Here is a 13,547-nt window from a genome sequence, read left to right as displayed (position 1 = left end):
GATGGGGTGACCAACGCCGTTGGTCACGGCGGACTGTATAAAGGGCTTGGACACCAACTGTCAAGGGGTTTGGTCATGAACATCGCGCAGATAATCGACCGGGCAAAGAAAGCCGCAGGCGTCGAGAGCGACAGCGCCTTTTCGAAATACCTGGGCCTTAGCCGAACGGCCGTCGGAAACTGGCGGTCTGGCGTCAGCTTGCCGGACACCGTGTCCTGCGAACGGCTCGCGGGATTGACCGGGCTGCCACTAGCTCAGGTGCTTGGCATGGTTGGCGAAGCCCGCGCACATTCGGCCGCAGAAAAGGCCGTGTGGAGGCGACTAGCTGCTACCGCCACCCTCCTAGCCGTGGCAGTGCTGGGCGCGGCTCAGGTGACCGCGCCGGCCGGTCTCATTTCGCAGAATCCCCCGGGATTGCACATTATGTAAAGCGACGGCGCGTCCGCTCAGCCTGATTCGGGCTGGCTGCCTGCCGGCACGGCCACGCGCGGCGCATACACCTGGGCCTGGGCCAGCACTTCCCTGTCAGCCCTGCTGTCTCCGGCAAGGGGCCTGCCACATCGGTCAATCAGTGAGTCTGCGGCCCTAGGTCGCAGTCAGCTGACCACAATAGATGCCGTGCAGCGTTCCCATCACCGCTGCCGCCGGGCCTGGCGCCAATGAGTAGTACACAAGCTGCGCATCACGACGGGTCTGTACCAGGCCTTCCTCGCGCAGCACCGCCAAATGTTGGGACAGCGCAGACTGGCTCAGGTCCAGCATCTGGTTGATTTCCCCGACTGAACGCTCACCGCCGGCGAGCAGGCACAGAACCTGCAGCCGGCGCTCGTTCGCCAGCGCCTTGAGCAGCTTGGCCGCTTCGCCGGCATGGGCCTGCATCTGCTCCAGATCGAAGCGTGGTGTGTGCGTGGCTCTTCCCATCGTCCTTCCATCGGTCGCCAGAAATGTCGCGGCCCGCGTCCGCAACATGCCGGAATTATATCAGTTGATCCTACTATAAGCTACTGCTAATGTAGACTCGCCGGGTAGTCGCCTGGTCGAAGCTGGCAATTGGGTGCACCTGGCCAGGGTCGTTTTCGAAAAATGCTTCCTGAGGAGACACCGCCATGAACCTCGACCGCGCCATCTTCGCCTTCGCCGGCGTGATGATCCTGGCCAGCCTGGCGCTGGGCCATTTCGTTTCCCCCTGGTGGCTGCTGCTGACCGCCTTCGTCGGAGTGAACCTGCTGCAGTCGGCCGCTACCGGTTTCTGTCCGGTTGCCAGACTTTTCGCGAAGCTGGGCGTACGCAGCGGCTGCGCGTTCAAATAGGGAGCGTGACGTGCGAAGCAGCTCCATTACGGTATCGACGCGGACGCTGGTACGGATTGGCTGTTTCGTGCTGCTCGCGGCCGTGTTAGCGGCCTGCGGCGGCGCGGGCGACGACAGCCGCGGCCTGGCCCCGATCGACGGGCTGGACATGATGACAGTCCCTGACCCCGCCAGCGGCCAGGGCCGCGCTTGGGACGGGGTGGTCGAAGCCGTGCAGCAAACCAGGCTGACCGCGCAGACCAGCGGCCGGGTGATCGAGGTTGCGCACGACGTCGACGACCGGGTGACCGCCGGCACGGTGCTGGTGCGCCTGAGCGCGGTTGAGCAGCAATCAGCGGTGGACGTCGCGCGTGCCCAGTTGGTCGCTGGCGAGGCGTCCGCGCGCGAAGCCGAAGCCGACTACCGGCGCTACCTGGAGTTGTCGCAGGGTCACTACGTTTCGCAGTCGCAGTTGGAGAGGATGCTGGCTGCACGTGATTCCGCGGTCGCCTCCCGCGACGCCGCGCGCGCCACGCGCGCCAGCGCAGAACAGAACGTGGCTTACACAGTGGTGCGCGCGCCCTACGATGGCATTGTAGCCAGTCGCGACGTCGAGCCCGGGGAGGCGGTCGCGCCAGGCCAGCGCGTGGCCATGATGTTCTCGCCAGGTGCGTTGCGGATCGAGGTGACGCTGCCACAGGCCGTAGCCGACGCCATGCGCGCGGACCCGCACGCGATCGTGCAGTTGCACGACGGACGCACCATCGACGCGGACGAGGTTATCCCCTTCCCCGCCGCGGATGCCACCACACACACCGTCCGCGTGCGCGTGCTTTTGCCAACGCTGGACCCGGCGCCCGTGCCCGGCACAATCGCAAAGGTGCGCTTCCCCGCAGCGGCTGGAACCTCGCATCCGCGCATCCCGACCAGCGCGACCGTGCGTCGCGGCGAGGTTGTCGCCGTCTACGTGCTCGCCAATGGTGCACTGTCGCTGCGCCAGCTGCGGCTGGGCGAGGCCACGTCCGACGACGTCGAGGTGATCGCCGGGCTGCGCGTGGGCGAAACGATCGCCACCGATCCGGTGGCGGCGCGCCAGGCGCTGGTCGCCGCACGCGGAGGCAAGTGACGTGACCGCGCCGGCTCCAGCACGGCTGGGCATCTCCGGTCGCCTCGCCCGCACCTTCCAGGCCAACCCGCTGACCCCGATCCTGGCCCTGCTCGGCCTGCTGCTGGGCGTGGTCGCGGTGATGATCACGCCGCGCGAGGAAGAGCCGCAGATCGACGTGACCATGGCCAACGTGATCGTGCCCTTCCCCGGCGCGGACGCGCGCCAGGTGGAGCAGATGCTGGCGTATCCGCTGGAGCAGGTGCTCTCGGAGATCGAGGACGTCAAGCACACCTATTCGGTCAGTCGTCCCGGCATGGTGGTGGCCACGGTCGAGTTCGAGGTCGGCGTGAAGCGGCAGCCGGCGCTGGTGCGGCTGTACGACAAGGTGTTCTCGCACCAGGACTGGATGCCGCCGAACCTCGGCGTCGGCCAGCCGATCATCAAGCCCAAGGGCATCGACGACGTGCCGGTGATGGCGCTGACGCTGTGGACCGACGACGCGGACCGCAGCGCGCGCGAGCTGGCGCAGGTCGCGCACACGCTTGAAACCGAACTCAAGCGCATCCCCGGCACCCGTGACGTGTTCACCATCGGCGCGCCCGAGCGCGCGCTGATGGTCGAGCTCGACGCCACGCGCCTGGCCAGCCACGGGCTGGCGGTCGAGGACCTCGCCGGCGCGCTGCAGGCCGCCAACCTCGCGCGCCAGGCCGGCGAGCGGGTGGGCGCCGATGGCGTGGTGCAGGTGACCTCGGGACGGTTTCTCGCCGGGCGCAAGGACGTGGCCGCGCTGGTGCTCGGCGTGGACGGCGGCCAGCCGGTGCGGCTGGGCGACGTGGCCCGGATCAGTGACGCCGCCGACACGCCGTCGAGCTACGTCTGGCACGGCGTGCCGCCCGGGCGCGCGGGCCCCGAGTCCGGCACCGCGCCTGCGGTCACCCTGGCGATCGCGAAGACGCCCGGCAGCAACGCTTCGGACATCACTACCCGCGTGCTCGAGCGCGTCGACGCGCTGCGCCGCCAGGTCATCCCCGAGGGCGTGCAGGTCGAAGTCACCCGCGACTACGGCCTGACCGCGAGTGAAAAGGCGAAGACACTGATCAAGAAGCTGTTCTTCGCGACGTCCGCGGTGGTGCTGCTGGTGCTGTTCGCGCTCGGCCGGCGCGAGGCGCTGGTAATCGGCACCGCGGTGGTGCTCACCCTGTCGCTGACCCTGTTCGCGTCGTGGGCGATGGGCTTCACCCTCAACCGGGTGTCGCTGTTCGCGCTGATCTTCTCGATCGGCATCCTGGTCGATGACGCGATCGTGGTGGTGGAGAACATCCACCGGCACATGGCGATGGGCGGTAAAAGCCTGCGCGAGGCGATCCCGCCGGCGGTCGACGAGGTCGGCGGCCCGACCATCCTCGCCACCTTCACCGTGATCGCAGCGCTGCTGCCGATGGCCTTCGTCAGTGGGCTGATGGGACCTTACATGCGCCCGATTCCGATCAACGCCTCGGTCGGCATGCTGCTGTCGCTGGCAATCGCGCTGATCGTCACGCCGTGGCTGTCGCTGAAGCTGCTGAAGCGGCACGGCGAAGACAACGCGGCCGCAAACGTTGTTGCTGCCGACGGGCGCGGCATGTGCGACGGCGTTGATACGGCAGCTGCGGGCAGGGTTGGCCCAACTGATCGATCCGACCATGCGCACGGGTCGATCGCAGCACGCCTGCACCGTTTCTTCGAGCGGCTGATGACGCCCTTCCTCGATCCGGCCCGCGGCGCGCGCCGGCGCCACCTGCTGTTCGCCTCCATGGCCGGGCTGGTGCTGCTGGCCGTGAGCCTGGCCGGGTTCAAGCTGGTGGTGATGAAGATGCTGCCCTTCGACAACAAGTCCGAGCTGCAGGTGGTGGTCGACCTGCCCGAGGGCCGAACGCTCCAGGACACCGGCGCGCTGCTCACCGATCTGGTCGCGGTCATCGACCGGGTGCCCGAGGTGCTGCACTACCAGGGCTACGCCGGTACCGCCGCGCCGATCAACTTCAATGGTCTGGTGCGCCAGTACGACCTGCGCACCGGTGCCAACGTCGGCGACCTGCAGGTCAACCTGGTCGACCACCGCGCGCGCAGCCGCAAGAGCCATGAGATCGCGGTCGCCCTGCGTCCGCAGCTGGCCGAGGTCGGCCGCCGTCACGGCGCCTCGGTGAAGGTGGTCGAAGTGCCGCCCGGGCCACCGGTGCTGTCGCCGATCGTGGCCGAGATCTACGGGCCGGACTACGCACGCATGCGCGAAGTCGGCCGCGCGCTGGAGCAGCGCTTCCTCGCCACCGACGGCATCGTCGACATCGTCGACATCGACACCAGCGTCGAGGCCGACGCTGCGCGCGAAGTGCTGGTGATCGACCGCGAGCGCGCCGCCCGCCTGGGCGTGTCGCAGTCCGCGATCGCCGACACTATCGCCGCCGGCCTGTCGGGCCACGACGCGACCTATGTCATCGACGGCAGCTCGAAGTACCCGCGCCCGATCCGCCTGCGCCTGCCCGCCGCCGACCAGGCCACGCTCGAAGGCGTGCTGTTGCTGCGCGTGCGCGGCGGCGACGGCCAGCTGGTGCCGCTGTCGGAGCTGGTCGACGTACGCACAGACTCCTGGGACGGCGCCATCCATCACAAGGACCTGTTGCCGGTGGTGTACGTGATGGGCGATGAAAGCAGCCATATCGACAGCCCGCTGTACGGCATGTTCAACCTGGTCGGCCAAGTGGCCGACAGCGCCATCGACGGCCAGCGGCTGTCGCAGCACTACATCGCGCAGCCCGAAGACACCGCCGGATTTGCGATCAAGTGGGACGGCGAGTGGCAGATCACGTATGAAACCTTCCGCGACATGGGCATCGCCTACGCCGCCGGCCTGGTGCTGATCTACCTGCTGGTGGTGGCCTACTTCGGCAACTACCTGGTGCCGCTGGTGATCATGGCGCCAATCCCGCTGACCGTGATCGGGGTGATGCCCGGGCACGCGCTTCTGGGCATGCAGTTCACCGCCACCAGCATGATCGGCATGATCGCGCTGGCCGGGATTATCGTGCGCAATTCGATCCTGCTGGTGGACTTCATCAACCACCTGCTGGCGCAGGGCCGCACGCCGGTGCAGGCGGTGATCGACGCCTGCGCGGTGCGCGCGCAACCGATCGCGCTGACCGCGATGGCGGCAATGGCCGGCGCGGTGTTCATCATCGACGACCCGATCTTCAACGGCCTGGGCATCTCGCTGCTGTTCGGCATCCTGGTCTCCACCGTGCTCACCCTGCTGGTCATCCCGCTGCTGTACTACACGCTGATCCGGCGCACACTCCCACCCGACGAGGCCATCACGCCATGAACGCAGCCATCGCCCGCCATGCCGCCCTGTCCGTGCTCACGCTGACGCTGCTGTCGGCCTGCGCATACGAAGCCGCGCCGGTCGCGGCGAGCAGCAGGCCTCAGGCGACTGTCGCGCCCGCGGTGTGCGACGCGATCACCGCGCGTCATCCGGGCGACGGCGCCACCGGCTTCGCAATCAGCGACCTGCGCGGCGCGCTGTGGGTCGAGGTGCCGCAGGTGCACCCATGAAGCACATCGTCATCCTCGGCAGCGGCTTTGCAGCGCTCACCACCACCCGCAGGCTGCGCGCGCTCGGCGTGCGCGACCCGATCACCGTGGTCTCGCCGCGCAATGAACTGGTCTACCTGCCGAGCCTGATCTGGATTCCTTCGGGTCAGCGCAGCGGCGGCGACCTGCGTATCCCGCTGGCACGCTTTTTCGAGCGCCACGACGTGCGCTGGCACCGCGGCAGCGTGCTGCAGGTGCTCGACGGCGGCCGTCGCGTCATCACCGACGAGGGCCAGCTCACCAACGACGTGCTCGTGATCGCCACCGGCGGACGCTACCTGCGCAAACTGCCGGGCATCGAGCGCGCCATCATCCCCTGCGAAGGCATCGCGGCAGCGGAATCGATCCGCGACCGTCTCGCGGCGATGGACGGTGGCACGATTGCGATCGGGTTTTCCAGCAACCCGAAGGAGCCCGGCGCCGTGCGCGGCGGGCCGATGTTCGAGTTTCTGTTCGGCATCGACACCCTGCTGCGCCGACAGGGCCGTCGCGAACGTTTCAAACTGGTGTTCTTCAATCCAGCGCAGCAGCCCGGGCAGCGGCTTGGACCCGCGGCGGTAGCGAAGATGCTGGCGCGCATGCAGGCACTGGGCATCGAAACCCATCTTGGCCACAAACCGCTGCGCTTCGAACCCGGCAAGGTCGTGACCGAAGGCGGCGAGTTCAGCGCGGACATGATCCTGTTCATGCCCGGCCTGACCGGTCCGTCCTGGCTGGAAGGCAGTGCCCTGCCGCAGTCGGACGGTGGCTTCGTGGCGGCCGACGACACCTGCCGCGTGCGCGGCATGGCGCGGGTCTACGTGGCCGGTGACGCCGGCAGTTATCCCGGCCCCGAGTGGATGGCCAAGCAGGCCCACCAGGCCGACCTGCAGGCAGATGCGGTCGCAAAGAACATTGCCGCAGAACTGCACGGCCAAAACGCGAACCACGGCTTCAGGACCGAACTGGTGTGCATTGTCGACGCGCTCGACAGCGGCATGCTGGTCTACCGCGGCGGCAGGCGCAACCTGGCGCTGCCGCGCATGCGTGTTCTTCACTGGCTCAAGCAGCACTTCGAGGCACGCTATCTGAAGGCCTACCGGTGATTGGCCTGGGCCCGTTCCTGATCCGCGCGGTGATTGCCGCCGCGGCGGTCGTAGAGCGATCGACCGCGTCCGTGGGAGCCTGGTTGCCAGCAGGCGATGGCCGCGAGACGTGATCCGGGATTGATCTGGGTCAAGACGGGTGCCAGCTTCCGGGCGCACAGTCGCAGACGCGATCGGGGCAATCGGATCCTGCCTGCTCCGACGCCGCCAGGAGGTCTCCCATGCATCCGCGATCCGGCCCGTGCATCCCCCATCGCCCGTACCGGTTGCGTTCGGGCCTCGTCTTGGCCGTCGCGCTGGCGCTGGGGACCGGTAGCGTGCGCGCCGGCGATGCGTGGCAGGCCAGCGGCGACATCCGTTTCGGCTACGTCGCATCGGACAGCCGCACCCGCGGCGGTGCCGAGTCCGATGCCGACAGCCTGCGTGCGCGCGCCCGCTTGCGGCTGCGCGGCGACCTTGGGGGAGGTTGGCATTTCAGTGGTCGCCTGGCGGCCCGCCTTGACAGCGACCAGGACCATGATGAGTTCTGGATACGCACATATGCGCCAAGCCCGGCCGGGCTGTACAACGGCCAGGGAACGATTGACGAGGTCTACCTGGAATACCGTCCGGCCGACGCGCCCTGGAGCCTGCGCCTCGGCCGCTTCCAGGCGGCATGGGGGCTGGACGACGTGATGAAGAAGTCGCTCGACCAGAACGACAGCACCAACTTCGACGTCACCTGGACCGATGGTGCCTGGTTGCAATGGAAGGCCAGCGAGGACTGGACCACACATGTCATCGTGCGCCACAACGACCGCCGCGGCCCGACCGGCACGCTGCGCCGGCCGCTGGATTTTACAGACGACAGTTCGCGCCTCGGCGTGTTCGCCGCCGTCGAGTCGAAGACCGCGATAGGCCCATTGATCCAGCGCACTGTCACACTCAACTGGCTGCCATCGGCACTTCACCCTTACGGTGTTGCAGATCCGCGCACCGAGGACTATCTGGCAGTGACCGCAAAGGCCACCGCGCAGTGGCCGCTCGGCGAAAGCGGCACCAAGCTGCGGCTGGGCGGTGAACTGGGCTACGCGCCAAAGACGCCCCGCCGCGCGGTGATGAACTCCGGCACCGGCCGCGCCGATGCGCTGTCCTGGCAGGCTTCGCTCAACGTCATGGACATCCTGCCCCGGCACAACCTGGGTATCGTCTATGGCCGGGGCGCCGATGGCTGGCTGATTTCCAGCGACTTCCGGCCCAACGACACGCTGGCCGAACTGCGCTGGGTCTGGCAGGCCACGCCGGCGTGGCAATTCGATGCGCGGGTCCGCAGGCGCCAGGAGATCGACCTGACTGCCCTCGCCCGCAACGCACGCCGCGACGACGACATCTACGTGCGCGCCACCTGGCGCTTCTGACTCCTGTCAGCGGCGTTTCCGCTCGCGGCGCCGCCCGCTCAGCCGGCGAAGTCGCCTTGCGCCAGGTACGCCGCCTCGTCCGCGCTGTCCGTGCGGCCCAGCACCCGGTTGCGATGCGGGAAACGGCCGAAGCGCTGCACGATGTCGTGGTGTCCCCTCACCCCCGCTCCACCCGTTCAGGCCCCATCCGTGCGCTCAGCTCCCGCGACAGGGCCTGGTCGGATATGTGCCCGGAATGGGTAAAGGGAAAGATGAAGAACACGCGCCGGGCTGGCTCCACCGCATCGATGTGGCCACGGCGTTCGGCCTGACGCGCGAACAGCCGCTGTCCATCGCGCTCACCAGTCCAGCGACACGTTGACCGCCGCGCTGCGTCCGGGCCGAGTGTAGAAACCGAGGTTGTCCTCGCTGGCGGCAAGACCGCGCACCCCGCCCCAGCTCCAGTAACGACGGTCGGCGAGGTTCATCAGCCCGGCATTGATGCGGATGCCGGGCCGCGGCGCATACCACGCAAACAGATCGAAGCGCGCGTAGCCCGGAGGTTGGAACAGGCGCGCGGTGCCGTGGTCGACGCGATCTTGGCCGCGCACCGCGACCATCGCGCCCTCCCCTCCCCAGCGACCGCTGCCGGCCTCGTAGCCAAGGCCGAGCGTGGCAGTCGGTGGATCGACGCTGTTGAGCGGCACATCGCGGCGGGTGTCGTCACCCTGCGCCCATGCCATGGCCCCGCGCAACTGCCATCCACCCGGCTGGGCAGGATCGGTCCACGGCAGGTGCCAGAGCAGGTCGCCCTCGATGCCACGGATGCGCGCACGGTCGCGATTGACCGACTGGAACACCAATGCGCGGGTAGCCGGATCGATGCCGAGGTTGGCGCGTGACTCGATCAGGTCGCGATAGCTGTTCTCGTAGACCGACACGCTGGTGCGCAGGGTGTCCCCGACATGGCGCCAGCCCAGCTCAAGCCCTTCGCTGCGTTCGGGACGCAGGCCCGGGTTGGCGCGCACCTCGTAATTGAACACCGGCAACACCAGGCCGATGTTGACGTCGCCGAAGGGCGGCGAGCGGAAGCCGCGTGCGTACTGCACGAACAGGCTGTGGCCATCGCCTGGCGACCAGCGCAACGCCAGCCGCGGGGTCACCTGGTCCGAGTCGACGTGGACGGGAACGGTATCCGGGAAGTCTTCCCGGAAGATCGCATCGGGTTGCGCGCGAAGCCGGTTCCACTCGGCCCGCAGGCCCGGGATCAGGGCGAATTGTTTGCCGGAACCGATCTCGTCCTGCCAGAACAGCGCCAGGCTGGACTGCACCGAGTCGGGGAAGTCGCGCACCGGCATTACTTCGCCCAACACCACGTTGCTGGCCGCGCCATTGCCAAGGTTCGTTTCCAGGCCATTGCGCAGCCCTTCGTAGCGCTGGCGTGTCAGGTCCACACCGAATACGTGCCAGTGCCTGCCGCGCCATCCGTCATGCCGGGCCTGGCCAAGCAGACCTACGCCTGCGGCCCGGCTCTGGTAGTCGAAGCGGCGCCAGCGCAGCGACTCGAACGGCGTGGCCGCATCCGGCATCCGGCGCTGGCCGCTTTCCTGGTGGATGTCGGTGTCCTGCACCCAGACCTGCGCCTGCAGCGATTGCAGCCAGGCAAGCCCCGGTTCCCATTCCGCGGCCAGGCTGGCGCGCGTGCGCTGCTGGCGGTCGTCGGCATCCAGGCGATAGGTCGTGGCGAAGCGCCCGCTGCCGAAGCGCAGCGAGTTGACTGCGGTGTCCCGGCGCTCGCGCGCGCCATCGAAGGTGAACACGTAACGACCGGCCGCGCCTGCATCACGCACCAGTTTGGCGAGCACGCTCTGGCGGCGGAAGTCGAGCGGGTTGGGAGCGTCCTCTGCGCGCCAGGCGCGGTTGCCGGCCTCGTGGCCGCTGCGCTGCGCCGCCATCAGCATCGCCTGCCAGCCCTGGGCATGGCCGGCCGCCCAGGTCGCCGCCAGCAGCTGGCTGCTGTCGATCCCATCATGGCCCAGGCGCAGGCCGATGTGGCGCCCGCTGCGCGCGCCCCCTTCGCCGCGCAGCAGCAGGGCGTCGGGATCGAGTGTGCGGAAAGCGATCACGCCGGCCAGCGCGTCGCTTCCGTAGAGGGTCGAGGCGGGCCCGCGCTGGATCTCCACCCGCTCCACCGCTTCAAGGTCGACCAGGTCGTGCCCGGCCGAGGCGAACTGGCCGATGCTGTAGGCATCGGCCAGCGGGATGCCATCGACCACGATACGCACGCGGTTGCCCTCAAGCCCACGGATCGAGAAGCCGCGGGTGCCGAAACGGTTGCCCTCGGATATGACCTCCACCCCTGGCACGTAGCGCACGAGACTCTCCGGGTCGCGGACCAGACGGCGGTCGAGTTCGTCGCGATCAACCAGGGCCACGCTGGCCACCACCTGGCTGATCGGTTCCGGCGCCCGGCTGGACACCACCACCACGGCATCGAGCGTGGTCGGGTGGGTTTCGTGCGCAGGCTCGGGCGTGTACTTCGCCGCAGGTTCCTGCGCGATGGCTGCGCCCGCACCCAAGGCAACCAGCAGCGTCAGGAAAAAGGTGGATCCAGTCACGCGCGCCTCCATTTCGGACCAACGCGAACGATGCGCATTCCCTGCGCGGATGTCCACCGTCCGTCGGCAGTCCGCCATTGGTCGCCCGGCCCTTGACCCATGTCATCGAATTGGGGAGATTGCGCGGGACAATCCGCTAGACGATGTTCAGCAGATTTCTCACCTCAGCCAAGGACTCCGCTGATGAAACGCTCGACGCTCGCACTCTGCATTCCCGTCGTGCTCGCCGCCGGCACCGTCGCCTGGCAAGCCGTCGGACAGTCGGCCTCGGCCAATGCTGTTCCGGCCCCGGCTTCCGCAGCCGCAATCGCAGACGGCAAGAAGGCCTACGAGGACAACTGCGCCGCATGCCACCAGCCCGATGGCAAGGGCTTGGCCGGTGCCTTCCCGCCACTGGCCGCCTCTGACTGGTTGCAGGGCAAGACCGCGGCGCAGGTCGCAGCGACAGTACTCGAAGGCCTGCAGGGCGCGATCGTGGTCAACGGCGTCACTTACGACAGCCTGATGCCCGCGCAGAGCCACCTCAGCGACGCTGACATCGCCGCCATCACCACGTACCTGCTCAATAGCTGGGACAATCCTGGTGGCAGCATCACAGCGGCCGAAGTCACCGCGCAGCGCACGGCGCTTCAGGTCTCGACCGATCCGGCCCAGGGCCAGGTGCATCCGGGCACCAGTCAGGCCCAGGCCGCCTACGAGGGCGCTCCTTCGACGGTCACCGCCAGCGACATCCGGCAGGTGCGCACGCCCGGCGCTCCGGACATGACCGAGCCGGAGTTCGCCCAGGCCAGCGAGATTTTCTTCCAGCGCTGCGCCGGCTGCCATGGCGTGCTGCGCAAGGGCGCCACCGGCAAGCCGCTCACCCCGGACCTCACCCAGCCGCGCGGTACCGAATACCTCAAGGCGCTGATCAATTTCGGCTCGCCCGGCGGCATGCCCAACTTCGGCACCGGCGGCGAGCTCACCGCCGCCCAGGTTGACCTGATGGCGCGCTTCCTCCAGCACACTCCCCCCAACCCGCCGGAGTGGGGTCTGAAGGAGATGCGCGACAGCTGGACGGTGTTCATCCCCGAGGACAAACGTCCGACCCGGAAGATGAACAACTACGACCTCGACGACGTCTTTGCGGTGACGCTGCGTGATTCGGGCGAGATCGCCCTGATCGACGGCGCCAGCAAGAAGATCATCAACATCCTCAAGACCGGTTACGCGGTGCACATCTCGCGCGTCTCGCACTCCGGCCGCTACATCTACACTATCGGCCGCGACGGCAAGATCGACCTGATCGACCTGTGGATGAAGGTCCCCGACCGGGTGGCCGAGATCAAGATCGGGCTGGAGGCACGCTCGGTCGAAACCTCGAAGTTCAAGGGCTACGAGGACAAGCTGGCGATTGCCGGCGCCTACTGGCCACCGCAGTACGTGATCATGGACGGGCCATCGCTGGAGCCGTTGAAGGTCGTCTCCACCCGCGGCATGACCGTGGATACGCAGGAGTACCACCCCGAGCCGCGCGTGGCTGCCATCGTCGCCAGCCACGAGCACCCCGAGTTCATCGTCAACGTCAAGGAAACCGGCCACATCCTGCTGGTCGACTATTCCGACCTGGACAATCTCAAGACCACCACTCTAAAGGCCGCGCGCTTCCTGCATGACGGCGGCTGGGACTCGAGCAAGCGCTACTTCCTGACCGCGGCCAACAACAGCGACAAGATCGCCGTGGTCGACTCGAAACTGCAGAAGATGACTGCGCTGATCGACGTCGACAAGATCCCACACCCGGGACGAGGCGCGAACTTCGCGCATCCGAAATTCGGGCCGGTGTGGGCAACTTCGGCACTGGGCAACGAGAACATCACCCTGATCGCGACCGATCCCGAAAAGCACCCGCAGTATGCGTGGAAGGCGGTGGAGGTGCTCAAGGGCCAGGGTGGCGGCTCGCTGTTCGTGAAGACGCATCCCAAGTCGCGCAACCTGTGGGTCGACACCACCCTCAACCCGGATGCCGCGATGAGCCAGTCGATCGCCGTGTTCGACATCGACAACCTGGACAAGGGCTTTGAGGTGCTGCCGATCGCCGAATGGGCCAACCTGGGCGAAGGCCCCAAGCGCGTGGTGCAACCGGAGTACAACAAGGCCGGCGACGAGGTCTGGTTCTCGGTGTGGAACGGCAAGGACCAGCGCTCGGCACTGGTGGTGGTTGACGACAAGACCCGCAAGCTCAAGGCGGTGCTTGACGATCCGCGCCTGATCACGCCGACCGGAAAGTTCAACGTCCACAACACCGTCAACGACGTGTACTGACCAGCACCGGCAGTACCTCCGGGGCGGGAGCGCAAGCTCCCGCTCTTTTTTATTGTTCTCTCGGGAACCCGGAAGGGCCGGTTGCATTGCTGCGGCGCTTTGGCGCTGGTGTGCTGCCGCTCATGTCCCCCGGTCCGCAC

The 13,547-nt window shown here is 67.6% G+C and carries 11 protein-coding genes; 8 read left to right on the top strand and 3 right to left on the bottom strand.

The window, feature by feature from the left end; genetic code table 11:
* The first annotated feature begins 75 nt into the window (after window positions 1-75).
* Window positions 76-429, top strand: a complete 354-nt coding sequence (locus ACEJ41_RS06485) for a hypothetical protein (protein WP_374013965.1) — start codon at window positions 76-78, stop codon at window positions 427-429.
* A gap of 156 nt (window positions 430-585) precedes the next feature.
* Here ACEJ41_RS06485 and ACEJ41_RS06480 read toward each other — a convergent pair whose 3' ends face one another.
* On the bottom strand, window positions 586-921 hold the full coding sequence (locus ACEJ41_RS06480; protein ID WP_374013964.1) for an ArsR/SmtB family transcription factor: 336 nt from the start codon (window positions 919-921) through the stop codon (window positions 586-588).
* Between the two features lie 185 nt (window positions 922-1,106).
* Between ACEJ41_RS06480 and ACEJ41_RS06475 the strand changes: the two genes are divergently transcribed.
* From ACEJ41_RS06475 to ACEJ41_RS06450, 6 genes are all read left to right on the top strand, one after another.
* Window positions 1,107-1,310: a DUF2892 domain-containing protein gene (locus ACEJ41_RS06475; protein ID WP_374013963.1), complete on the top strand. Its 204-nt coding sequence runs from the start codon at window positions 1,107-1,109 to the stop codon at window positions 1,308-1,310.
* 10 nt (window positions 1,311-1,320) lie between these two features.
* Window positions 1,321-2,415: an efflux RND transporter periplasmic adaptor subunit gene (locus tag ACEJ41_RS06470; protein WP_374013962.1), complete on the top strand. Its 1,095-nt coding sequence runs from the start codon at window positions 1,321-1,323 to the stop codon at window positions 2,413-2,415.
* Window position 2,416: 1 nt separating this feature from the next.
* Window positions 2,417-5,755: an efflux RND transporter permease subunit gene (locus ACEJ41_RS06465; protein WP_374013961.1), complete on the top strand. Its 3,339-nt coding sequence runs from the start codon at window positions 2,417-2,419 to the stop codon at window positions 5,753-5,755.
* Complete coding sequence (locus ACEJ41_RS06460) at window positions 5,752-5,985, top strand: hypothetical protein (protein ID WP_374013960.1); 234 nt, start codon at window positions 5,752-5,754, stop codon at window positions 5,983-5,985. Before ACEJ41_RS06465 ends, ACEJ41_RS06460 begins: the two co-directional genes overlap by 4 nt.
* On the top strand, window positions 5,982-7,109 hold the full coding sequence (locus ACEJ41_RS06455; RefSeq protein ID WP_374013959.1) for an NAD(P)/FAD-dependent oxidoreductase: 1,128 nt from the start codon (window positions 5,982-5,984) through the stop codon (window positions 7,107-7,109). Before ACEJ41_RS06460 ends, ACEJ41_RS06455 begins: the two co-directional genes overlap by 4 nt.
* A 221-nt stretch (window positions 7,110-7,330) precedes the next feature.
* Window positions 7,331-8,506, top strand: a complete 1,176-nt coding sequence (locus ACEJ41_RS06450) for a porin (protein WP_374013958.1) — start codon at window positions 7,331-7,333, stop codon at window positions 8,504-8,506.
* A gap of 38 nt (window positions 8,507-8,544) precedes the next feature.
* On the opposite strand, the gene ACEJ41_RS06445 is transcribed toward ACEJ41_RS06450, so the two are convergent.
* The gene (locus ACEJ41_RS06445) at window positions 8,545-8,667 is read right to left on the bottom strand and encodes a DUF924 family protein (RefSeq protein ID WP_374013957.1); all 123 of its coding nucleotides are present in this window, start codon (window positions 8,665-8,667) and stop codon (window positions 8,545-8,547) included.
* Between the two features lie 177 nt (window positions 8,668-8,844).
* Window positions 8,845-11,103, bottom strand: coding sequence for a TonB-dependent receptor domain-containing protein (locus ACEJ41_RS06440; RefSeq protein WP_374013956.1), 2,259 nt, complete (start codon window positions 11,101-11,103; stop codon window positions 8,845-8,847).
* A 183-nt stretch (window positions 11,104-11,286) separates the two neighbouring features.
* Between ACEJ41_RS06440 and ACEJ41_RS06435 the strand changes: the two genes are divergently transcribed.
* Window positions 11,287-13,407: a cytochrome D1 domain-containing protein gene (locus tag ACEJ41_RS06435; RefSeq protein WP_374013955.1), complete on the top strand. Its 2,121-nt coding sequence runs from the start codon at window positions 11,287-11,289 to the stop codon at window positions 13,405-13,407.
* Window positions 13,408-13,547: the final 140 nt, after the last annotated feature.

It is taken from the genome of Pseudoxanthomonas koreensis (assembly GCF_041890415.1).
GTDB classification, from domain to species: domain Bacteria; phylum Pseudomonadota; class Gammaproteobacteria; order Xanthomonadales; family Xanthomonadaceae; genus Pseudoxanthomonas; species Pseudoxanthomonas koreensis_A.
The sequence above is the reverse complement of the archived record's forward strand: the minus strand, read 5'-3'. Positions and strand labels throughout refer to the sequence as shown.